Origin of the sequence: Senegalimassilia anaerobia JC110, assembly GCF_000236865.1 — a bacterium.
Taxonomy (GTDB): domain Bacteria; phylum Actinomycetota; class Coriobacteriia; order Coriobacteriales; family Eggerthellaceae; genus Senegalimassilia; species Senegalimassilia anaerobia.
Genome location: NZ_HE611014.1, coordinates 451,231 through 473,138 on the forward strand (window position 1 = coordinate 451,231; position 21,908 = coordinate 473,138).

Genomic DNA, 21,908 nt, shown 5'->3' on the forward strand with positions numbered 1-21,908 from the left:
CGTAGAAACGGGGCCGTCGGCAGATATGCCAGCGGCCCCGTTCTCGTTCCTGCGAAATCGCTTTCTATGCTCGTTGCTTGCCGGTGAAGCGGTCGACGTCGATGCAGTAGATGTTTGCGCGGGCGAGCGCCTGGTCGGTGAAGTCGGTCGAGGCTTCGGGCGCCAGGTGCTGCATGATGCGCGTGAGGCCGTAGCGCTTCGCTTCGATCCCCTGGATGTGATGGATGGTGCCCGTGCCCATGATGGAACGGTACGCGTACGAATATGCGCAGGCGTACGTGCCTGTGATCAGGCCATCCTGCACATCCATCTCGATCGCCACGCGCGGCTCCCGGTTGAACGCGTCCACCTTTCGGCCGACGCCGGCCGAGTGCACCCACAGCGCCAGGCGCGGTGCGTCGGCGTCGATTTCCTCGGGGTCGGCCCAGTCGTAGCCGAAACTCATGGGCACGATGAACGGCCCCTCCTCGTCCATGCACGCGATGCGCACCGTCTGGCAAGCCTCGACCACCGAATGCAGTTGCGTGGTGCTGCGAAGCTGACGGCCCGCCTGTCGCATGGGGCGATGCGAAACGGGCATGGCGGCCTGCGCTGCGGCACTGGCCTGGGCCATGCCGGCGATTTGCTGTGCCTGCGCGGCTTGCGCCATGGCGGCGGCCTGCTGCTGCGCCGCTGCGCCCTCGGGATAGACGGCGGGGATGTTTTGCAAGTTCATGTGTGCTCCTGTGGTGAAACGCCTGCGTTGTGCCGGCCGCACGAAGGGCGGCGCTTGTGTTTCTCACCATAGTACGTTCCATGGCGGCGGTTGTGCGCGGCGTTCGCCCAAAGCGCCAACAACACATGGTTGCGAAGGCGTGCACATCGGGAAACGGTGCGTTGGCGGTTTTTCCACGGTAAGTGAACGGCCCCGCGTTAAAAGCGCGCAAACGCACGGAAGCCCTAAAACCAGTCGCTGCACCTGCTATGCTTTGCTACATGATGGAGAACGGCCGCGCGGCGGCAGGTGGCGAAGGAGTTGGCGCAGATGGTGTTGCCGGAGAACATGGAAGGCCTCCATGGCGGGGCAGGCGTCGGCGGGGCGGCTCCCGCAGGGGAGCCTCCTGCGCTTTGCGCGCTGGTCACGGGCGCGACGGGCGGCATCGGCCGCGAGCTGTGCGCGCAACTCGCCCATGAATGCGGCACATTGGCTCTGGTGGGACGCGATCGGGGCAAGCTCGAGGAGCTGGCGAAGGACCTTGCCGAGCGCTTCGACGTTGACACGCACGTTTTCGTTGTCGACTTCGCGCGGCCGGGCGCCGTCGATGCGCTGGCGTCGCAGGTGCAGGCGGCGAACCTGCAGGTGGAGACGCTCGTGAACAATGCCGGCTTCGGCTACGATGCGCCCTTCGCGGAAAGCAGCCTGGAACGCCAACGCGCGCTTGTGCAAACCAACGACATGGCGCTCATGGAGCTTTGCCACGCGTTCGCGCCCGGCATGGCGGAGCGCGGGCATGGCGGCATCCTCAACGTGGCCAGCGTGGCGGGGTTCGTCCCCGGGCCGTACATGTCCACGTATTACGCCTCGAAGGCGTTCGTCCAGTCGTTCTCAAGCGCGCTGCATATGGAGCTGCGCCCGTACGGCGTGCATGTGACCGCGTTGTGCCCCGGGCCTGTTCGCACGCCGTTTTGGGATAACGCCGACGCGGGCGGAACAGCGTTGGCGCGCATGACCATCAGCGCCCCGCGCGTGGCTCGCGCGGCTATCCGGGCCCTGGGCTGCAACCGCCTGCTGTGCTGCCCGGGCGTGCTGGCGAAGGTCATCGTGTTCGGCAGCCGCTTCGTTCCGCGCACTTGGGCCGCCGCCGCGGCGTCCGCCCTGCAAAAACCCGGAAAGTAGCGGAGTCGTCCAGGTTCGCGCGCTTAGCAAAAGGAACTCTTGAACTCGGGTTTTCTGGCGTCGAACTCGCATGGGGAGAAGGGCCCGCGTTCGCGTGCATTTGGAGAAGGGTGATATGCCTTTCCGCCAGTATATGGTTAAATCAAAGGAACGGCTTTTTCGGCGGGCAATGCCGCCGTGTCAAACATAAAGGAGCATCATGGCAGAGTTCATCTACCAAATGTACAAGGCGCGCAAGGCGCACGGCGACAAGGTCATCCTCGATGATGTCACCCTGTCGTTCTACCCCGGCGCGAAGATCGGCGTGGTGGGCCCGAACGGCATGGGCAAGTCCACGCTGCTCAAGATCATGGCCGGCATCGAGGAGGTCAGCAACGGCGACGCGCGCCTGACCCCCGGCTACTCGGTGGGCATCCTGCAGCAGGAGCCGCCGCTGGACGAGGACAAGACCGTCCTGGAGAACATCGAGATGGCGTTCGCCGACGTGAAGGCCAACATCGCCCGCTTCAACGAGATCGGCACGCTCATGGGCGAGCCCGACGCCGACTTCGACGCGCTCATGGAGGAGATGGGCAAGCTGCAGGACGCCATCGACGCGGCCAACGGCTGGGACCTGGACAGCCAGCTGTCCCAGGCCATGGACGCGCTGCAGTGCCCCGACCCCGACATGCCGGTGAACGTGCTCTCCGGCGGCGAGCGTCGTCGCGTGGCGCTGTGCCGTCTGCTGCTCGAGGCCCCCGACCTGCTGCTTCTCGACGAGCCCACCAACCACCTGGACGCCGAATCCGTGCTGTGGCTGGAGAAGTTCCTGCATAAGTACCCCGGCGCCGTGCTGGCCGTCACGCACGACCGTTACTTCCTGGATAACGTGGCCGAGTGGATCTGCGAGGTCGATCGCGGCAGCCTGTACCCGTACAAGGGCAACTATTCCACGTACCTGGAGACCAAGGCCGCGCGTATGGCGGGCCAGAAGCAGCGCGATGAGAAGCTGCAGAAGCGCCTGGCCAGCGAGCTCGAGTGGGTCCGCAGCTCCCCGAAGGCGCGTCAGGCGAAGAGCCGCGCCCGTCTGGAGCGCTACGACCAGATGGCCGCCGAGGCCGCGCAGTCCAAGAAGCTCGACTTCACCGAGATCCAGATCCCGGCCGGCCCGCGCCTGGGCGCCGAGGTCCTCAAGGTCGAGCACCTGCACAAGCAGTTCGGCGACCGTGTGCTCATGGACGACCTGTCCTTCGAGCTGCCGCGCAACGGCATCGTCGGCGTGATCGGTCCCAACGGCGTGGGCAAGTCCACCCTGTTCAAGATGATCATGGGCATCGAGCAGCCCACCTCCGGCAGCCTGAAGCTCGGCGAGACGGTGAAAGTTTCCTACGTCGACCAGGGCCGTGCGGGCATCGACGGCGACAAGAACGTGTGGGAAGTCGTCTCCGGCGGCCTGGACTACATGATGGTCTGCGAAACCGAGGTGCCCAGCCGCGCGTACGTGGCCAGCTTCGGCTTCAAGGGCTCCGACCAGCAGAAGCCCGCGGGCGTGCTCTCCGGCGGCGAGCGCAACCGCCTGAACCTGGCGCTGACGCTCAAGCAGGGCGGCAACCTGCTGCTTCTCGACGAGCCCACCAACGACCTGGACGTGGAAACGCTGTCCAGTCTTGAGGAGGCGCTGCTGCGCTTCCCGGGCTGCGCCGTGGTGACCAGCCATGACCGTATGTTCCTCGACCGCGTTGCCACGCACATCCTGGCGTGGGAGGGCACCGATGAGAACCCGGGCAACTGGCACTGGTTCGAGGGCAACTTCGAGAGCTACCAGAAGAACCGCATCGAGCGCCTGGGCGAGGAGGCCGCAAAGCCCCACCGCCTGCACCGCAAGCTGACCAGGGACTAGGTTAAGCGCGCAAACGCGAACGAACGGCTCCCGCGACCCCAAAGGCCGCGGGAGCCTTTTTTTGCGTTGCTGTAGCGGCGGCAAAAGAAAAGCGGGGATTCCGAGTGTTCGGAATCCCCGCTTGCGTTCGGGTGGTGCTTGCCGCGTCCGTTAGTTCTTCAGCGAGTTGATGGGGGCGGGCATGCGGCCGCCACGATGGGCGAACACGGTGCCGGCGTGGGTGTTCACGGGCATGACCGGCGCATAGCCGAGCAGGCCGCCGAAGTCCAGCTTGTCGCCGACCTTCTTGCCGATTGCGGGGATGACGCGCACGGCGGTGGTCTTGTTGTTGATCATGCCGATGGCGCACTCGTCGGCGATGATGCCGAAGATGGCCTCGACCGGCGTGTCGCCGGGAATGGCGATCATGTCCAGGCCGACGCTGCAGACGCAGGTCATGGCCTCGAGCTTCTCCAGGCACAGCGCGCCGGACTCGGCGGCGCGGATCATGCCGGCGTCCTCGGACACGGGGATGAACGCGCCGGACAGGCCGCCGACGCTGGAGCTGGCCATGACGCCGCCCTTCTTCACGGCGTCGTTGAGCATGGCGAGCGCGGCCGTGGTGCCCGGGCCGCCGCACTGGCCAACGCCGATGGCTTCCAGGATCTCGGCCACGGAGTCGCCCTCGGCCGGGGTGGGGGCCAGCGACAGGTCCAGGATGCCCTTCGCCACGCCCATGCGGCGGCTGGCCTCGCGGGCCATTAGCTCGCCGGCGCGGGTGATCTTGAACGCGGTGGCCTTGATGGCCTCGGCGATCTCGGTCATGTCGGCGTCCTTGGGCATGTTCGCCAGCACCTGACGCACGACGCCCGGGCCGGAAACGCCCACGTTGACCACGGCGTCGGCCTCGCCCGAGCCGTGGAAGGCGCCGGCCATGAAGGGGTTGTCCTCGACGGCGTTGCAGAACACCACCAGCTTGCCGGCGGCGATGCAGTCGCGGTCGGCGGTCAGCTCGGCGCACTGCTTGACGATGCCGGCCATCTTCAGCGCGGCGTCCATGTTGATGCCGGCGCGCGTGGAGCCGACGTTGACGCTCGAGCACACGCGCTCGGTGGCGGCAAGCGCGTTGGGGATGGAGTCCATCAGCTTGTTGTCAGCGGCCGATGCGCCCTTGTGCACGAGCGCGGAGAAGCCGCCCACGAAGTCGACGCCCACCTCGGCGCCGGCCTTGTCCATGGCCACGGCGATGCGCGACAGGTCGGTGTCGGGCACGGCGGCGCAAATCTCGGCGATGGGCGTGACGGAGATGCGCTTGTTCACGATCGGGATGCCGAACTCGCGCTCGAGCTGCTCGGCGGTGGGCACCAGCTGCTCTGCGGCCTTCGTCATCTTGTCGTACACCTTGCGCGCCATGGTGTTGATATCCGAATCCGTGCAGGAGCGCAGGTTCAGGCCCAACGTGATGGTGCGGATATCCAGGTGCTGCTTGCTGACCATGGCAAGCGTTTCGGCGATTTCTTCCGGGGTGATTTGCATGATGCTGTCCTTTTAACGGGCGATTCTTTTGCAACAGGATAGCAAATTGCAGCCGCATTGGTCGGGCAGGGGAGCCTTTGGGCAACGAAAAAGCGGGCCCGTGGGCCCGCTTTCGCGATTGGTTCGTTGTTGCGGCTTAGAAGACCGGGACGACGGCGCCCTCGTAGGTCTTGTTGATGAAGTCGCGCACGGCGTCGGACTTCAGGGCCTTGGCCAGAGCCTGGATCTTCTCGGAATCCTGGTTGCCGTCCTTGACGACCAGCACGTTGGCGTAGGTCTCGGCGGCCAGGGAGTCGGTGGCCTCGACGGCCAGGGCGTCCTTCTCGACGGACAGGCCGGCGGCCTGGGCGTAGTTGCCGTTGATGCAGGCGATGTCGACATCCTTCAGGGCGTTGGGGATGTTGGCGGCCTCAAGCTCCTTGATCTGCAGGTTCTTGGGGTTCTCGACGATGTCCTTGGCGGTAGCGGTGATGCCTGCGCCGTCGGCCAGCTTGATCAGGCCCTCCTGCTGCAGCAGGAGCAGGGCGCGAGCCTCGTTGGTGGTGTCGTTGGGCACGGCGACGGTTGCGCCGTCGGCCAGGGCGTCAAGGGAAGCGGTCTTGCCGGCGTACAGGCCGAAGGGCTCGAAGTGGATCGGCTCGACGGAGACCAGGTGCGTGCCCTTCTCCTCATTGAAGGAATCCAGGTAGGGCTGATGCTGGAAGTAGTTGGCGTCGACCTCGCCCTCCTCGGTGACCGTGTTGGGCTGGATGTAGTCGGTGAACTCCTTCACCTCGAGCGTGTAGCCCTGCTCCTTGAGCTGATCGGCCACGGCGTTGGTGAGGATCTCGGCGTGCGGGGTGGGGCTTGCGGCGACGGTGATGGTCTTGTCGTCGGAGCCGGAGTTGGAACCGGAGCCTGCGCAACCGGCCAGGACGCCGGCGGCCAGGACGCCTGCGGCGGCGAACGCCGCGAGCTTCTTCAGTGCGGACTTCTTCATGTAGGGTCTCCCTCCCATCGATTTGCGCCTGGGCTGCACCGCGAGTTTGCGGGCGGGCAGTGACGCCTTGTTTTGCGTGACGCCTAGTATACCGAGCGGGGATTTTTGGGCAATAGCTTTGCTCATACGAAAAGACGGGCGGAAGCTATCTGTGAAAACGATAACCCAGTCGGCTATGATGTAGAACGGGGTGAGCGGTGGCAGGGCGACCGCCATCGGCATCGCGGCACTGAAAACCATACCGTTCATCTATATATATGTAGAGGTTGCGGGACTCGTTTGCAGGCGTGCTGCGCTCGTTGCTTCCCGATTGCGCGGCCGGTAAAATAATCCTATTGAACACTTTGTCCATTATTGCTCGCGTTGTTTAAAACACGTGAAACAGCGCCGCCGGCCGTCACGATCCGAGCCTGCGCGCATTCGCAACCCGCGTACGCAAGGAAGGGGGGCATATGCCCACGCAACGGAGTTCGATTTCCGATTCGGCGACGGCTGCAAAGCCTGCCGCAGCGAGGCCGGCAACCGGCGCATCGCCCGCCGCAGCCTGTTCGGAAGCGAAGCCTGAGGCGGCCAAGCCCGCGCCGTTCGCCGTCGAAGATCGGCGCATCACGCGCTCGAAGCGCGCGCTGCGCGATGCGCTCGTCGAGCTGATCGAGGAACGCGGCCTGACCAACTTCAGCGCCAGCGACCTGTGCGCCCGCGCGGACCTCAACCGCGGCACGCTGTACAACAACTTCGGCGACATGGAGGGCCTGCTCGCCGCCCTTGAGGACGACATCATGGACGACTTGGAAAGCCTCCAGTCATGCATGCAGCGGCTCAGCCTGAAGGACGTGCTGCGCTACCGCGTGAACAAGAAGCCCATGCCGTTTTTGGTGGGCCTGTTCGACTACCTGCGCGAACAGGGCGACTTCCTGCACGCGATCATGGGCCCGAAAGGCGACCCGAGCTTCGGCCCGCGCGTGCGCGACGCCGTGTGCACCGAGATCATCCAAACCATCCTGCACGAGCGTTACCGCAACGACCCCTCGCCGTTCGTGCAATATTATGTGGCGTTCTACGCCAGCGCGTATCTAGGGGTAATCACCCATTGGATCGAAACGGGCATGAAGGAAAGCTCGCAGGAGATGGCCCTTGTGGCCATGCGCCTGTTCTTCATCAAACCCGGCGACCCCATTCGACTGTAAGGAATTAGGCGGAACATGAGCGAGAACAACCAGAACGAGAACCTGCATATCGGCATCGACGTGGGATCCACCACGGTCAAACTTGCCATCTTGGATGACGCGGACCAGATCCGCTACGCGGTGTACCGCCGTCATCACGCTGACGTGCGCGCCACCATCGTCGAGGTGCTGTCCGAGGCTGCGCGCGACTTCGGAGACAAGCGCATGACCATCGCCATCACCGGATCGGGCGGCCTGCTTCTGGCCCAATGGCTGGGCATCGAGTTCGTGCAGGAGGTCATCGCCAGCAAAACCGCCGTCGAAACCTTCATCCCGAAAACCGACGTGGCCATCGAGCTGGGCGGCGAGGACGCGAAGATCATCTACTTCGACAACGGCATCGAGCAGCGCATGAACGGCACGTGCGCCGGCGGCACCGGCGCGTTCATCGATCAGATGGCGGCGCTCTTGAACACTGACGCCGGTGGCCTCAACGAGCTGGCGCAGCATGCCACCACCATCTATCCCATCGCCAGCCGCTGCGGCGTGTTCGCGAAAACCGACGTGCAGCCGCTGCTTAACGAAGGCGCGCGCCGCGAGGACATCGCCGCGTCCATCTTCCAGTCCGTGGTCACGCAGACCATCTCCGGCCTGGCGTGCGGCCGCCCCATCCGCGGCTACGTGGCCTTCCTGGGCGGTCCGCTGCAGTACCTGCCTGAGCTGCGCAAACGCTTCTACGAAACGCTGAATCTGGACGAGGAGCACCGCATCGTCCCGCAAAACGCCCACCTGTTCGTGGCCGGCGGCTGCGCCATCGCCGGCGCGGCCAGCGAGACGGTGAAGGCCGAGCTGCTCTCCGACGTGCTCGAGCGCCTGAAGAACCTCGGCGACATCCAGGGCAGCGAGGTCGTGCGCCTGCCCCCGCTGTTCGCCGACCAGGCCGAGTTGGACGAGTTCAACGCCCGCCACGCCGGTGAGCGCGTGCCCCGCGGCGACCTTGCCGGCTACCGCGGCACCGCCTTCCTGGGCATCGACGCCGGCTCCACCACGTTCAAGGCCGCGCTTATCGGCCGGGACGGCGAGCTGCTGTGGACCCATTACGTGTCGAACAAGGGCGACGTGCTCGGCTGCGCGAAGGCCGCCATCGCCAAACTCTACCGCGAGCTTCCGCGCGACGCCGCCGGCAACCCGCTGGTGACCATCGGCCACTCCACGGTCACGGGCTACGGCGAGCACCTGCTGCTTGAGGCACTGCGCGTGGACTCGGGCGAGATCGAGACGGTCGCGCACCTGCGCGGCGCGCAGGAGATGCTGCCGGGCGTGGAGTTCATCCTGGACATCGGCGGCCAGGACATGAAGTGCCTGCGCGTGAAAGACGGCGTCATCGACCACATCATGCTCAACGAGGCGTGCTCCTCGGGCTGCGGCAGCTTCATCGAAAGCTTCGCCAGCGGCCTGAACCTGGACGTGTCCGAGTTCGCGAAGACCGCCATCGGCGCGGAAAACCCCGTCGACCTGGGCAGCCGCTGCACCGTGTTCATGAACAGCCGCGTGAAGCAGGCGCAGAAGGAGGGCGCCACCGTCGGCGACATCGCCGCGGGCCTGGCCATCTCGGTCATCAAGAACGCCCTGTTCAAGGTCATCAAGATCCGCGATCCGCACGACGTGGGCAACAAGGTCATCGTGCAGGGCGGCACATTCCTCAACGACGCCGTGCTGCGCGCCTTCGAGCAGCTCTCAGGCGTGAACGCCGTGCGTCCCGACATCGCCGGCAACATGGGCGCGTTCGGTGCGGCGCTTTTGGCCCGCGACCGCTTCAGCCGTCAGGATTTCCAGGTTAGCGGCCTGCTGTCCCTTGATGCGCTCGAGGCGCTCGCCCCCACGCACAGGACCGTGCGTTGCAAGGCGTGCTCGAACCACTGCCTGCTCACCGTCAACGACTTCGGCGTCGACGAGGCCACGGGCAAGCATCGCCGCTTCATCACGGGCAATCGCTGCGAGAAGGGCGCCGGCGCGCTTGGCCAGGCGACGAAGGCCGACAAGGTCCCCAACCTGTTCGAGTACAAGTCCAAGCGCCTGTTCGACCACTACACGCCGCTGGCGGAGCAGGATGCGCCGCGCGGCACCGTGGGCATTCCGCGCGCGCTGAACATGTACGAGAACTACCCGTTCTGGTTCACTTTCTTCACGAAGCTGGGCTGGCGCGTGGTGCTCTCGGACCCGTCCACGAAGAAAACCTATGAGGCCGGCATCGAGTCCATGCCGTCGGAGAGCGTGTGCTACCCGGCGAAGCTCTCGCACGGCCACATCATGAACCTGCTGGACAAGCATCCCGACTTCATCTGGTTCCCCTGCAGCAAGTGGGAGCGCCAGGAGGACGAGGGCGCCGGCAACCACTTCAACTGCCCCATCGTGGCCAGCTACGCCGAGGCGCTGCGTCTCAACATCGATGAGCTGCGCGACTCCGACACGCAGTTCCTGAACCCGTGGCTGCCCTACGATAAGAAGGAGCACCTGAAGAAGCGCCTGTTCGTGGAGCTGATCCAGGCGCATCCCGAACTGTGCGGCAAGGGCATGGCAGCGCCCACGCAGGCCGAGGTCGACGCCGCGGTCGACGCCGCATGGGCCGAGGACGAGGCGTTCAAGGCCGATATCCGCGAGAAGGGCGCCGAGACGCTGCTGTGGATGGAGAAGACCCACACGCACGGCATCGTGCTCGCCGGCCGCCCGTACCACAACGACCCCGAGATCAACCACGCCATCCCCGAGCTTCTGACAAGCTTCGGCCTGGCCGTGCTCACCGAGGACTCCATCGCGCACCTGGGCACGCTTGAGCGCCCCATCCGCCTGGTGGACCAGTGGATGTACCACACGCGCCTGTACGCCGCGGCGAAGGTGGCGTCGGAGCGCAAGGACCTCGACCTCATCCAGCTGAACAGCTTCGGCTGCGGCCTTGACGCGCTGACCACCGACCAGGTGCAGGAGATCTTGGAGCAGGCGGGCAAGGTGTACACCGTGCTGAAGATCGACGAGGTGTCGAACCTCGGCGCCGCGCGCATCCGCGTGCGCAGCCTGCTTGCGGCCCTGAAGGACCAGGCCGATGAGGAGGCCGAGGCCCGGGCTGCCGAGCAGGCGCGCAACGCCGCGGGCTGCGGCGCATGCAGCCTGGACGTGGAGCAGCTGCTGGCCGAGGCCGAGGAGCGCGCGGCGGGCAAGCAGGCCGGCGGCGCCGATGCCGAGGCCGTGCAGGCCGCGGCGGCCGCCATCAAGCCGCCCGCAAGCTTCACGGAAAAGGCCGCGCCCGAGGTGCAGGCCGAGTTCAAGCAGCGCGAAAGCGGTGCCTCGACGGAGTTCCCGCGCGCCCAGTTCACCGAGGAGATGCGCGATGCGGGCTACACCATCCTGGCCCCGCAGATGGCGCCGTACCACTTCGAGCTGCTCGTGCCCATCTTCGAGCGCTTCGGCTACAACGTGGAGCTGCTGCCCTCCGTGGACCACGGTGCGGTGGACGCGGGCCTGAAGTACGTGAACAACGACATCTGCTATCCGTCCATCCTGGTCACGGGCCAGATCATGGAAGCGGTCATGTCCGGCAAGTACGACACCGACAAGCTGGCCGTGCTCATCACGCAGACCGGCGGCGGCTGCCGTGCCACGAACTACATCTCGCTCATCCGCAAGGCGCTCAAGTCGGTGGGCCTGTCGCATATCCCGGTCATCGCCATCAGCTTCAAGGACTTGGGCGAGGTCAACCCCGGCTTCTCCATCACGCCGGCCATGCTCTACCAGGCGGTTTCCGCGCTGCAGTACGGCGACCTGCTCATGATGTGCCTGTACCGCACGCGTCCCTACGAGGTTGAGCCCGGCAGCGCAAACGCCCTGTTCGACCACTGGATGACCGAGTGCAAGCGCCAGCTTGCGCGCGGCGTGAAGCGCGGCGAGTTCAAGCGCACGGTCAAGCAGATCGTCGAGGACTTCGACACGCTGCCCTTGCAGGGCGAGGGAACCAAGCCGCGCGTCGGCGTGGTCGGTGAGATCTTGGTGAAGTTCCACCCCACGGCGAACAACCAGATCGTCGACGTCATCGAGCGCGAGGGCTGCGAGGCCGTGGTGCCGGGGCTCATCGAGTTCTTCCTGTTCGGCGCGGCAGGCGGCATCTTCCAGAAGGACCCGCTCGGCCGTTCGGCCAAGGGCGCGTTCGGCAGCAAGATCGCCCTGCAGGTGGTGAAGGCCCTGCGCGCGCCGGTGACCAAGGCGCTCGAGGAGTCCACGCGCTTCAACCCGCCGGCGAGCATCTACGAGCTGGCCGAGTACGCGAGCGAGATCTTGAGCCTGTGCAACTCCATGGGCGAAGGTTGGCTGCTCACGGCCGAGATGGTGGAGCTCATCCGCACGGGCGCGCCGAACGTGGTGTGCACGCAGCCGTTCGCCTGCTTGCCGAACCACGTGGTGGGCAAGGCGGTCATCAAGGAGCTGCGCCGCCGTTACCCGGAGAGCAACATCGTGGCCGTCGACTACGACCCCGGTGCGTCCGAGGTCAACCAGCTCAACCGCATCAAGCTCATGATCGCGGTGGCGAAGAGCAACCTGGCCGACAAGGAGGCCGAGGCCCGCGCCGCCCGCACGGCGGCTGCAACGCCGGCGGTCGAGGAAGCCGGCGCGCTCGATGTGCAGGAAACGAGGGCGTGATGGCTGGCAAGCTGATCATCTGCCCGACGCCCATCGGCAACCTGGGCGACATGCCGCAGCGCGCGCTTGACGCGCTGACCAGCGCCGATGTGGTGTGCGCGGAGGATACGCGCGTCACCGGCAAGCTGTTGGCGGCGTTCGGCATCGGCAAGCGCCTGGAACGTCTTGACGAGGCGCTCATCGGCTCTCGCGCTGACGGTATCGTGGCGCGCGTGGAGGCGGGCGAGGTCATCGCGTACTGCAGCGATGCCGGCATGCCGGGCGTGTCCGACCCGGGTCTGCGCCTGGTGCGCGCATGCCGGGAGGCGGGCGCGCCGGTGGAGGTGCTGCCCGGGCCTACGGCAACGGCCACGGCGTATGTGGCCAGCGGTTGCACGAACCCGCGCTTCTACTTCGGCGGCTTCTTCCCGCGCAAGGCCGGCGAGCAGAAGGCGGCGCTCGATGCGGTGCGCACGCTGGATGCGGCGCTTATCTATTACGAAAGCCCGAACCGCATCGCCGGGGCGCTGGCGGCGCTTGCCGAGGCCTTCCCGCTACGCGAGGCGGCCGTGTGCCGCGAGCTCACGAAGCTGCATGAGGAAGTGGTGCGCGACACGCTGCCCGCGCTGCGCGACGAGTTCGCCGCACGCGAGGCGGCCGGCGGCATCAAGGGCGAGATCGTCATCGTGATCGACGGGCCCAGCGAGGCGGAGGGGCAGGCCGCTCAGGAAAGCGCCGAGGATTCCGCCCGCGTCCGTGCCGCCCAGCTCAAGGCCGAGGGCGCGCGCAACAAGGACATCGCCAAAACGCTGGCAGCCGAGTTCGGCCTGCCGCGCAACGCCGCGTACGAGATCGCGCTGGAGGCGTAGGGCGTGGCCAGCGATAACCGTTCCGGCCCGGTGCGCACGCGCCGCGTGGACCCGGGCGAGCTCAAGCGTCAGGCGGCGGGCGGCTCGCGCGAGCGGGGCGCCGCGTCGCAGCGGCGTTCGGCCGCTTCCGGTCGCGGGAGCGGCGATGCGGGGAAGGTTGCGCCGCGACAACGTTCGTCGGGTGCCGGGCGCACGGTGGTCGGGGCAGGGAAGGCGGGTTCGCAAATCGTGCGTCGCAAGCCCGCGCGCGCAATGGCGCCCGAGGTGCTTTACGTTGACGGCATCGAAGTGCGCTTGCAACGCAAAAAGGTGAAGAACCTCAACCTGCGCATCGCCCGCGACGGCGGCCATGTGGACGCATCCGCGCCCGCCTGGATGTCGCCGGCCGATGTGGCCGATTTCGTGCGTCGCAAGCACGATTGGATAGAAGCCCAGATGGAGCGCGTGTCCGCCACGCCCATGGCGCAGGCCTCGCAGGCGTCGAAAGCCGAGGTGGCGCAGTGGCGCGCGGTGGTGCAGGCCTGCGTGCCGGCGTTGGTGGCGGCATGGGAGCCCATCATGGGGGTGAAGGCTGGCCAGCTGGCATACCGCAACATGACCAGCCGCTGGGGCAGCTGCCAACCTTCCACGGGCCGCATCTGCATCAACGTGCGCTTGGCGCTCTACCCTCCGGAATGCCTGGAATACGTGGTGGTGCACGAGCTTTGCCACCTGTTGGAACGCGGCCACGGCCCAAGGTTCCACCAGCTCATGGACCGCTTCATGCCCGACTGGAAGCAGCGTCGCGACAAACTGCGGTAGGGGGCGCTGCTCCGGCACCTCTCCCGTTGGCGATGTGCGAGGCGATCGTGGGCGGGGGAGACGTTTGGGAGAAGGCTTCCGTTTTCCGAGCATCCGTCCTGGACGCCCTCTCCGTCCTTTGTTTGCCTGGAAGGCCTCCTTCCGTGCGCGTTTCGTGCGCGGATGGTTGCGGGTGCGCTGCAACTGCTACCATCGCGGTATGGATACGAACGAAACCTATTCCGGAGACGCGGCGAACGCGTCTCGTTTGAAAACCGCTGCGCAGGCAGCTGTAGCCGATCCCGAACCCGATTCCGAACCCGAGCGCGACGGCTTGCCCCCGCGGCAGCGTCGCCTGGTGCTGGGCATCATGGTGTCGGGTACCACGGCGGCGTGCATCTCCCAAAGCATGATGATCGCCGCGCTGCCGGCGGTCATGCACGAGTACGGCATCGGCGCAAGCTCCGGCCAGCTGCTCACCACGGCATACATTTTCGTATTGGGCCTGATCAGCGCCATGACGGGTTATCTGATGAACCGGTTTGACTCCAAGAAACTGTTCTTCGCGTCCATGGCGTCGTTCGCCATCGGGTGCGCTGCGGCCATCTTCGCGCCGAACTATCCCTGCCTGCTGGCGGCGCGCCTGCTGCAGGCGGGCGGCGCCGGTATCTGCCTGCCGCTTGTGCAGCTGGTGGCGCTGAACATCTATCCGAAAAGCCAGTACGGCCAGGCCACGGCCATCGTGGGCATGATCATCGGGTTCGCGCCCGCCATCGGCCCGACCATCAGCGGCTTCCTCATCGACGCGTGGGGCTGGCGCTCCATGTTCTGGATGCTCGGCGCCATCGCGCTTGCGGTGATGGTTCTGACGGTTCTGCTGCTCGACGACGTGGTGCGGCGCCCCGACCATCCGGGCCATTTCGACCTGGTGTCGGCGCTTCTATATTCCGGCGGCTTCGTGCTGGTGATGATCGCTGCCACCATGCTGGAATCGGGCGGGTCCGTGGGCGCGGGCTTCATCCTCCCGTTGTTGCTGGGCGTGGCCGGGCTTGTCGTGTTCGCGCGCCGTCAGCTGTGCGTTCCCGAACCGTTCCTGAGGCTGCAATGCTTTCGCGACAAGACGTTCGCCGTCTCCACGCTCATCGTCATCTGCGCGCACATGATGTTCATGGCGCCGTCGATCATGGTGCCGCTGTTCGTGCAGGATATCCAGGGGCTTTCGGCCACGGTGTCGGGCCTGACGCTTCTGCCCGGCGCCATCATGATGGGCGTGATGAACCCCATCACCGGGCGCTTGCTGGACCGTCGCGGCCCGCGCCCGCTTATCGTGGCAGGCTGCATCACGGTGCTTGCGGGCACGGTGGCGTTTGCCCTTATTCCCGCCAGCGCCCCCGAATGGGTTGTCACGGTGCTCTACGGCGTTCGCGTAACGGGCATCGCGTGCCTGATGATGCCGCTGACGGCATGGGCGTGCACCACGCTCGATCCCGACGAGCTGGCGCAGGCGTCGGCCATCATCACGTCCGCGCGACAACTCATCGGAAGCCTTTCGGCATCGGTGTTCATCGCCGCCATGGCGTTGACCTCGCAAAACGCGCTGGGCGTCGACCTCGGCGGCTTCGACTCCAGCTTCTGGCTGCAATGCGGAGTCCCCGTGCTGGCGTTCGTGCTGGGCATGTTCGTCTTGCCGGCGAAAGGGAAGCGCTAGAGGCAATCGGGCCGGCTTGCCGTTGCCTGGTGTTTGGCGGCGGATGGTGAAACCTCGGCACGAAAGCCCCGGTACGTGATGGCGAGTGCCTGGCAGATTCAGCGACGAAATGGCTCAGGGCTCGATGGCGGCAGGGCGGTGTGCCGTGCCGAAGAGCCCAGCGCCCAATAAGGAAAACCCAGCGCGTATGACGGGGCCGGTCGCGCCATGCAATAAGAAACCCGGCTCGTGGCCGGGTTTCTTATTAGATCATATTCATCTGCGCAAGCGTTGCGTTGTACCAGTGCTCCCAGTTCGGCGGGCAGTACTTTTTGGCCGCTTCCACCGAGATGGTGTAGCCGTAGCCGCGGGCAAGGCCGGCAACGTGGTCGCGGATAGCCTCTTCCCAGCTTCCCCAGCTGCAGCCGCCCCAGCCCCAGGCGTTGCAGCTGCCGGAGCAGTACAGGCCCTTGGAGCTTTCGGTGTTGGAGATGGCGGGCGACCAACGCGGGTCCACGCCGTAATCCCAAGCGGCCTCGGCGAACACCTTGCCCGTGCCCGCCATGGGCGAACCAGCCAGATATGCGTCGATGCGGCCGGCCCACTGCGCCACGAACACGTCGCGCTCGCTTGCCCAGTCGGCGCCGTCGTCGCTGGGCGCCTCCACGGTGCCCGCGGAAGAGCCGCCCGCTGTTTCGGCGGCAGCCGGGGCGCTGGCGGAATCTGCCTGCTCCTGCTTGTCGGCCTCCTTAGAGGCTTCGGCCTTCGCGGCCTCGGCTTCGGCGGCCTTTGCGGCCTCTTCAGCCTGGCGGGCGGCTTCCTCCTGCGCTTTGCGCTGGGCTTCCTGGCGCGCCTGCTGGGCGGCGGAAAGCGCCTGTTCGGCGTTGGCCGCCTCGGCGTCGGCGTCCTTCTTCGCCTGCGATAGGTCGCGATGCGTCTGGTCGAGCTCGTCCTTCAGTTCGCCAAGGCGCTTGATTTCGGCCTGGTTGCTGCTGTAGATGTGGGACACATACTCAAGCGACGTGAGGAAATCCACGATATTATCGGAGCCGAGGACCATTTCCAGCAAGCCGGGCGTGGAAGCCTGGGTCTTGTACAGCTTTACCGCTGCAGCGGAGCTGCGCTCCTGCTGGGTGGGAAGGGTCTCCTCGATCTCAGCGATGCGCGCCTCGTTGTCGGCGATCTGCCGGTTCAGGTCGTCGATGCGGCTTATGGCCTGGTCGTATTCGGCGGCAGTGCGCTCGACCTCTTGCTGTGCGGCGTCGGCCTGCACGTTCGTGTCGATGTCCTCTGCCCATGCGGTTCGCTGAGCCATGCCCGCGACCGGCACGCTTGCGAAGGCCAGCGTCGCGCTCAAGGCGACGGCCAGCGGCAAGCGGTGGCGAGGGCGGCTGCTCGGGTTCGTTTGAAGTTTGTTAGAAAACATCCGCCATCCTTCGATTTATAACAATTAGCATTGATTATACCGGTCGGATATGTTCAAAACGTGCCGCTCATTAAACGTGCACAAGCGCTCGAGCCCGCCGGATCGCCCGATGATTGCGTGGTGGCGGACTTGGGGGCAAGCTTCGCGCCGTCCCCGCGTGGTACAATCGGGGGCACTGCGAAAACCTAGGTTGGCGGGGCATCATTCGCCCGACTGCGGCCGCGAGCAAAAGGAAGCACCATGTCAAAGGGAACCTACTCGTTCACCACGCCCATCTATTACGTGAACGCCGAGCCCCATTTGGGCACGGCTTACACCACCGTCGCCGCCGACACCGTCGCGCGTTACCAGCGCATGAACGGCTACGACGTGGCGTTTGTCACGGGCATGGACGAGCATGGCCAGAAAGTGGCCGATACCGCCGAGTCGAAGGGCATGACCCCGCAGGCCTGGTGCGATTCCATGGAGCCGGCGTTCCGCAACGTGTGGGACCTGCTCGACATCACCTACACCGATTTCGTGCGCACCACCCAGCCGCGCCACACCCGCACCGTGCAGAAGTTCTGGCAGGACCTGTTCGACAAGGGCTGGTGCTACAAGGGCAGCTACGAGGGCTGGTACTGCGTGCACGAGGAAACCTATTACGCCGAGTCCGACCTTGAGAAGAACGAGGACGGCGAGCTGGTGTGCCCCGACTGCCATCGCCCGGTGCAGAAGGCCGGCGGCGAGGAGAACTGGTTCTTCAAGCTCTCCGAGTTCCAGGAGCCGCTGCTGAAGTTCTACGAGGAGAATCCCGACTTCATCCGCCCCGAAACGCGCAAGAACGAGGTGGTCACCTTCGTGAAGAGCGGTCTGAAGGACCTGTCCATCAGCCGTTCCACCTTCGACTGGGGCGTGCCGCTGCCCTTCGACGAGGGCCACGTGGCCTACGTGTGGGCCGACGCCCTGCTGGCCTACCTGACCGGTATCGGCTACGGCGACGAGCAGCGCGCCGGCGAGTTCGATCAGCGCTGGCCCATGCAGTACCACTTCGTGGGCAAGGACATCACGCGTTTCCACTGCGTCATCTGGCCGGCCATGCTCATGGCCGCCGGCCTGCCTATCACGCACACCGTGTTCGGCCACGGCTTCCTGCTCACCAAGGGCGAGAAGATGTCGAAGTCCAAGGGCAACGGCATGAAGCCCGCCGACCTGGTGAAGATCTTCGGCGTGGATGCCTACCGCTACTACTTCATGTCCGACGTACAGTTCGGCCATGACGGCAACATCTCCATGGAGCGCATGGTGCAGGTGTACAACGCCGACCTGGCCAACACCTGGGGCAACCTGTGCAGCCGCGTGTTCAACATGACGAACAAGTACTTCGACGGCAAGGTGCCCGCCGTGCCGGCCGACGCCGCCGAGCGCGTTGCCAACCCCATGCTGCCCATCGTCGAGCAACTGTACGCGAAGTACGACGCCTGCATGTCCCAGGTCGACTTCACCGGCGCCGCCGCCGCGGTGCAGGAGCTTGCCGGTCGCGTGAACCTCTACGTCGAGGAAAGCGCTCCGTGGAACCTGGCGAAGAAGGAGGAGACGCAGGGCGACCTGGCCGCCGTCATCTACAACGCGCTCGAGGCCATCCGCATCATCGCGCTGTACATGGCCCCGTTCATGCCGAACACCTCCAACGAGGTCTTCGATCGCCTGAGCCTGGGCAAGGTCGCCGACGTGGTGGACGTCGAGGACGCCACGAAGTGGGGCCAGCTGCCCGCCGGCAACACGGTCACCGTGGGCGACCCGCTGTTCCCGCGTCTGAACATGGACGAGATCCAGATCGAGGAATAAAAGGGTTCCGCCTGCTAAAGGCAGGTGGAGCGCTTGATGCTGCGGTGGATCGCGGCGAAGGAGCCTCCTTCGCCGCGCCGCACATCGCGACACTTCAAGTCCTGACATTTCGGGGACGTAGCGTTAAGTGTCAGGGCGAAGGGGAGACCCTTCGCCCTGCTGCATGTACATATAGGGAAGGGATGCATGGCCGAGGAAGAGCAACAACCGGTTTTCGTCGACGCGCTGTTTCGGCAGAAACGCAAGCATGGAAAGTTTCGCCTGGTGGAGCCGCCGCGGCTTGCCGGTCCGGTGGCGGACACGCACGCGCATGTGCACCTGCTTGCCGATCCGGCACTGGAGTTCGCGCGCTGCGCGGCGTGGGGCGTGGATTTCGTCTGCGACATCATCGATGTGCAGGAAGATGCCCCGGATGTGTTCGATTGCATCGGCGATTGGTACGCCCAAGCGCAGTCGCGTCTGCCGGAAGCGGTGGAGCGCACGCGCGAGGTGTTGACAGCCGGCGGCGACGAGCTGACGCATCTGCCCGACGGTGCCGATCCCGCATGCTTCGCGCTGCCCGACGATGCAGCATCGCGTCCGCTGCCGCGCCTGCGCCTGGCGGCCGGCGTGCATCCGCATAATGCGCGCTTTTACGATGACGCCATGGAATCTCGCCTGGTCAATCGCCTGGCCGACCCGCGCATATGTGCCGTGGGCGAAATCGGCCTGGACTATCATTACGACCTGTCACCGCGCGAGGATCAGCGGCAGGCGTTTCGCCGTCAAATCCGCCTGGCGCATACCACGGGCCTTCCCGCAGCGCTGCATGTGCGCGAGGCGCATGACGAGGCGTTCGCCATCTTGCGCGAGGAGGGCTTCCCCGAGGCGGGCACGTTGCTGCATTGCTTCGATCTGGACTGGGAGACGCTCGAGCCTTGGGTCGACCGCGGTTGCTTCGTTGCTTTAGGCGGCGCGCTCACGTTCAAGCGCTGCCAGGACACGCGCGATGCGGTCGCGCGCACGCCGCGCAACCTGCTGCTCACCGAAACCGATTCGCCGTACATGACGCCCGAGCCCATGCGCGGCGTGCCGTGCGGCCCCGCGCACACCGTGTTCACCGCGGCGTGCATGGCGGAGGTGCTCGGGTGCGAAACCGAGAAGGCCAGAAACGAGATGCTGGCCCAGATCGCGCAAAACGCGCGCGCATTGTTGGACCGCCCGCCCACGGCCTGGCAGATCGAACATGCGCAAACCGCCGCAACTGAAAGGAATTGCGAATGAAACGCCTGATCATCGTCGGCTCGCCTCGCGTTGAGGGGCGAAGCGGCGCGCTTGCGGACCTCCTGTTCGAAAGCTGCATCGAGGAGTGCCCGGAAGACGAGGTGTACCTGGCGCCCGTGTCCACGCTCGACGTGGCCGGCTGCAACGCCTGCGATTTTTGCAAGCGCAAGGCGCAGGGCGCGATGACCGAGCAGGAGGCCGCCGAGGATGAGGCCTTCGAGGAGCAGCGCGCCGAGGACGAGGCGCCGCGTCGATGCGCCATCCGTGACGACATGGACGACGTCTACCCGCTGCTCGAGGATGCCGACGAGCTGATCGTCGTGGCGCCGGTGTATTTCGCCGGCCCGTCTTCGCAGCTCAAGTGCATGCTCGATCGTTTCCAGCCGTACTTCTGGACGCGCACCCGTGCGCGTAAGCGCCCCTGCACGCTGCACGTGGTGGGGGAGGGCGGCGATCCGCACGGCTTCGACCCGCTTGTGGGGTGCGTCCGCTCTGCCGCCGCTGTGGCGGGCTTCCGTTTGGAGCGAGTGCTGGATTGGGTCGGCAAGATCGATGAATCCGGCGAGATCGTCGACGAGGCCGACGAGTATTCCGTCGAGGGGCCCGTGGTGCGCGCCTTTGCCGGGGGCAAGATGGCCGACCAGGGCGCTGGCGATCAGGGGTTCCCTGCCGAAGATGAACCGGCGGAGCAGGCCGACGAGTTCGAGCCCGAGACGTTTGCCGAGGACGATTTCGCCGCTCAGCTGGCCTCTCAGGCGCAACGCCGCCAGAACCGTGCGCGCCTGAACCTGGGCGAGAACGGCGCCGAGCGCCAGGTCATCCAGCTTGACGAGGACGGCCGTCGCATCGATGCGGCGCAGCACGGTCGCAAGCGTTCGGCTCAGAAGAAGCACGCCAACGCCAAGCGCGGCACGAACGGCACGGTGCAGGCCAAGCACGAGAACCCGCATGCCCCCAAGGGCAAAGGCGGGCAGGGCAAGTCCGGCAAGGGCGGCTCGAAGCAGGGCGGCGGTCGCGGCAAGCAGGGGAAGCGCCGTGGGTAGCGTATCGTCGTTGGCCAACCTTTCGGTCACTCGGCAGGTGCTGGCAGATCACGGGCTTTCGGCGAAGTACTCGCTCGGGCAGAACTTCCTGGTCAACGAGGCCATCGTGGCGAAGATCGTGGCGCTGGCCGAGCTCGAGGGCGCGGACAACGTGCTTGAAATCGGCCCCGGCATCGGCACGCTCACCATGGCCCTGCTGCAAAACGCGAAGCATGTCACGTCCATCGAGCGCGATACCGACCTGCCTGCGGTGCTGGCCGAAACGCTGGAGCCGTGGCGGGATTCGTTCACGCTTATCCAGAAAGACGCGCTTGACCTGCAGCTTTCCGATTTTGACGGGCAAGACGCCCCCAACAAGCTGGTGGCGAACTTGCCGTACGCCGTTGCCGCAACGGTGGTGCTTGATTATTTCCAGCGCATCGAATCGCTTGAGTCGGCAACGGTGATGGTGCAGAAGGAGGTGGCCGACCGTATGGCCGCCGAGCCGGGCACGAAGAACTACGGCGCCTATACCGTGAAGCTGCGGCTGTATGCGCAGCCGGCGGGGCGCTTCCCGGTCAGCCCGAACAACTTCTTCCCGCCGCCGCGCGTGGACAGCGCGGTCATCCGCCTGAACCGCACGCCCGTGCTCGATGAGCAGGGCAAACCGCTTGACGGGGAAGTGGTGCGCGCTGCTTGCGCCATGGCCGACGCTGCGTTCGCCAGCCGCCGCAAAACGCTGTCGAACTCATGCAAAACCTACTTCGCCGGCCGCGGGGCCGGCGGCGCTGCGGTGGCCCCGCATCTGCCCGAGTTGTTCGAGCAAGCGGGCATCGACCCCAAACGACGCGGCGAGACGTTGTCTCTTGCCGAGTTCGTGAACATGGGCAAGGCGCTGCTGGCGCTGCATCAGGGTTAGCGATGGAAATCGATATGCTACTTGGGCCGCGT

The 21,908-nt window shown here is 65.8% G+C and carries 15 protein-coding genes; 11 read left to right on the forward strand and 4 right to left on the reverse strand.

Annotation, left to right across the window (positions count from 1 at the left end; genetic code table 11):
* Positions 1 to 64 precede the first annotated feature (64 nt).
* The gene (locus SFHG_RS01835; protein WP_238318242.1) at positions 65 to 715 is read right to left on the reverse strand and encodes a pyridoxamine 5'-phosphate oxidase family protein; all 651 of its coding nucleotides are present in this window, start codon (positions 713 to 715) and stop codon (positions 65 to 67) included.
* 309 nt (positions 716 to 1,024) lie between these two features.
* On the opposite strand from SFHG_RS01835, the gene SFHG_RS01840 reads away from it, so the two are divergent.
* Entirely contained in the window at positions 1,025 to 1,876 is an 852-nt protein-coding gene (locus tag SFHG_RS01840) for an SDR family NAD(P)-dependent oxidoreductase (protein WP_052297764.1), read from the forward strand.
* Between the two features lie 199 nt (positions 1,877 to 2,075).
* Positions 2,076 to 3,755 (forward strand): energy-dependent translational throttle protein EttA, encoded by a 1,680-nt coding sequence (ettA, locus tag SFHG_RS01845; RefSeq protein ID WP_042432703.1) that lies wholly within the window; start codon positions 2,076 to 2,078, stop codon positions 3,753 to 3,755.
* 150 nt (positions 3,756 to 3,905) lie between these two features.
* Here ettA and SFHG_RS01850 read toward each other — a convergent pair whose 3' ends face one another.
* Complete coding sequence (locus tag SFHG_RS01850; RefSeq protein ID WP_042432706.1) at positions 3,906 to 5,270, reverse strand: PFL family protein; 1,365 nt, start codon at positions 5,268 to 5,270, stop codon at positions 3,906 to 3,908.
* Between the two features lie 136 nt (positions 5,271 to 5,406).
* Complete coding sequence (locus SFHG_RS01855; RefSeq protein ID WP_042432709.1) at positions 5,407 to 6,249, reverse strand: MetQ/NlpA family ABC transporter substrate-binding protein; 843 nt, start codon at positions 6,247 to 6,249, stop codon at positions 5,407 to 5,409.
* A 452-nt stretch (positions 6,250 to 6,701) separates the two neighbouring features.
* Here SFHG_RS01855 and SFHG_RS01860 point away from each other — a divergent pair, with 452 nt between their 5' ends.
* The 5 genes from SFHG_RS01860 (at position 6,702) to SFHG_RS01880 (ending at position 15,440) form a co-directional block, all read left to right on the forward strand.
* Positions 6,702 to 7,436 carry a TetR/AcrR family transcriptional regulator gene (locus tag SFHG_RS01860; protein WP_081468878.1) on the forward strand — a complete coding sequence of 245 codons (735 nt, stop codon included), beginning with the start codon at positions 6,702 to 6,704 and terminating at the stop codon, positions 7,434 to 7,436.
* 15 nt (positions 7,437 to 7,451) lie between these two features.
* Positions 7,452 to 12,104 carry a 2-hydroxyacyl-CoA dehydratase gene (locus SFHG_RS01865; RefSeq protein ID WP_042432712.1) on the forward strand — a complete coding sequence of 1,551 codons (4,653 nt, stop codon included), beginning with the start codon at positions 7,452 to 7,454 and terminating at the stop codon, positions 12,102 to 12,104.
* Complete coding sequence (rsmI, locus tag SFHG_RS01870) at positions 12,104 to 12,952, forward strand: 16S rRNA (cytidine(1402)-2'-O)-methyltransferase (protein ID WP_042432714.1); 849 nt, start codon at positions 12,104 to 12,106, stop codon at positions 12,950 to 12,952. The genes SFHG_RS01865 and rsmI overlap by 1 nt, the downstream gene beginning before the upstream one ends.
* 3 nt (positions 12,953 to 12,955) lie before the next feature.
* Positions 12,956 to 13,753: a M48 family metallopeptidase gene (locus SFHG_RS01875; RefSeq protein WP_202898036.1), complete on the forward strand. Its 798-nt coding sequence runs from the start codon at positions 12,956 to 12,958 to the stop codon at positions 13,751 to 13,753.
* 199 nt (positions 13,754 to 13,952) lie between these two features.
* Positions 13,953 to 15,440, forward strand: coding sequence for a DHA2 family efflux MFS transporter permease subunit (locus SFHG_RS01880; RefSeq protein ID WP_052297765.1), 1,488 nt, complete (start codon positions 13,953 to 13,955; stop codon positions 15,438 to 15,440).
* Positions 15,441 to 15,684: 244 nt separating this feature from the next.
* Here SFHG_RS01880 and SFHG_RS01885 read toward each other — a convergent pair whose 3' ends face one another.
* A complete protein-coding gene (locus SFHG_RS01885) occupies positions 15,685 to 16,845 on the reverse strand; it encodes a coiled-coil domain-containing protein (RefSeq protein WP_052297766.1) in 1,161 nt (386 codons plus the stop codon).
* 240 nt (positions 16,846 to 17,085) lie between these two features.
* Here SFHG_RS01885 and metG point away from each other — a divergent pair, with 240 nt between their 5' ends.
* The 4 genes from metG (at position 17,086) to rsmA (ending at position 21,876) form a co-directional block, all read left to right on the forward strand.
* Positions 17,086 to 18,672 (forward strand): methionine--tRNA ligase, encoded by a 1,587-nt coding sequence (gene metG / locus SFHG_RS01890; RefSeq protein ID WP_042432717.1) that lies wholly within the window; start codon positions 17,086 to 17,088, stop codon positions 18,670 to 18,672.
* A 186-nt stretch (positions 18,673 to 18,858) separates the two neighbouring features.
* Positions 18,859 to 19,935, forward strand: coding sequence for a TatD family hydrolase (locus SFHG_RS10335; RefSeq protein ID WP_081468879.1), 1,077 nt, complete (start codon positions 18,859 to 18,861; stop codon positions 19,933 to 19,935).
* Positions 19,932 to 20,978 carry a flavodoxin family protein gene (locus tag SFHG_RS10560; RefSeq protein WP_052297767.1) on the forward strand — a complete coding sequence of 349 codons (1,047 nt, stop codon included), beginning with the start codon at positions 19,932 to 19,934 and terminating at the stop codon, positions 20,976 to 20,978. The genes SFHG_RS10335 and SFHG_RS10560 overlap by 4 nt, the downstream gene beginning before the upstream one ends.
* The gene (gene rsmA, locus SFHG_RS01905; RefSeq protein ID WP_042432720.1) at positions 20,971 to 21,876 is read left to right on the forward strand and encodes a 16S rRNA (adenine(1518)-N(6)/adenine(1519)-N(6))-dimethyltransferase RsmA; all 906 of its coding nucleotides are present in this window, start codon (positions 20,971 to 20,973) and stop codon (positions 21,874 to 21,876) included. Before SFHG_RS10560 ends, rsmA begins: the two co-directional genes overlap by 8 nt.
* The last annotated feature ends 32 nt before the right edge of the window (positions 21,877 to 21,908 follow it).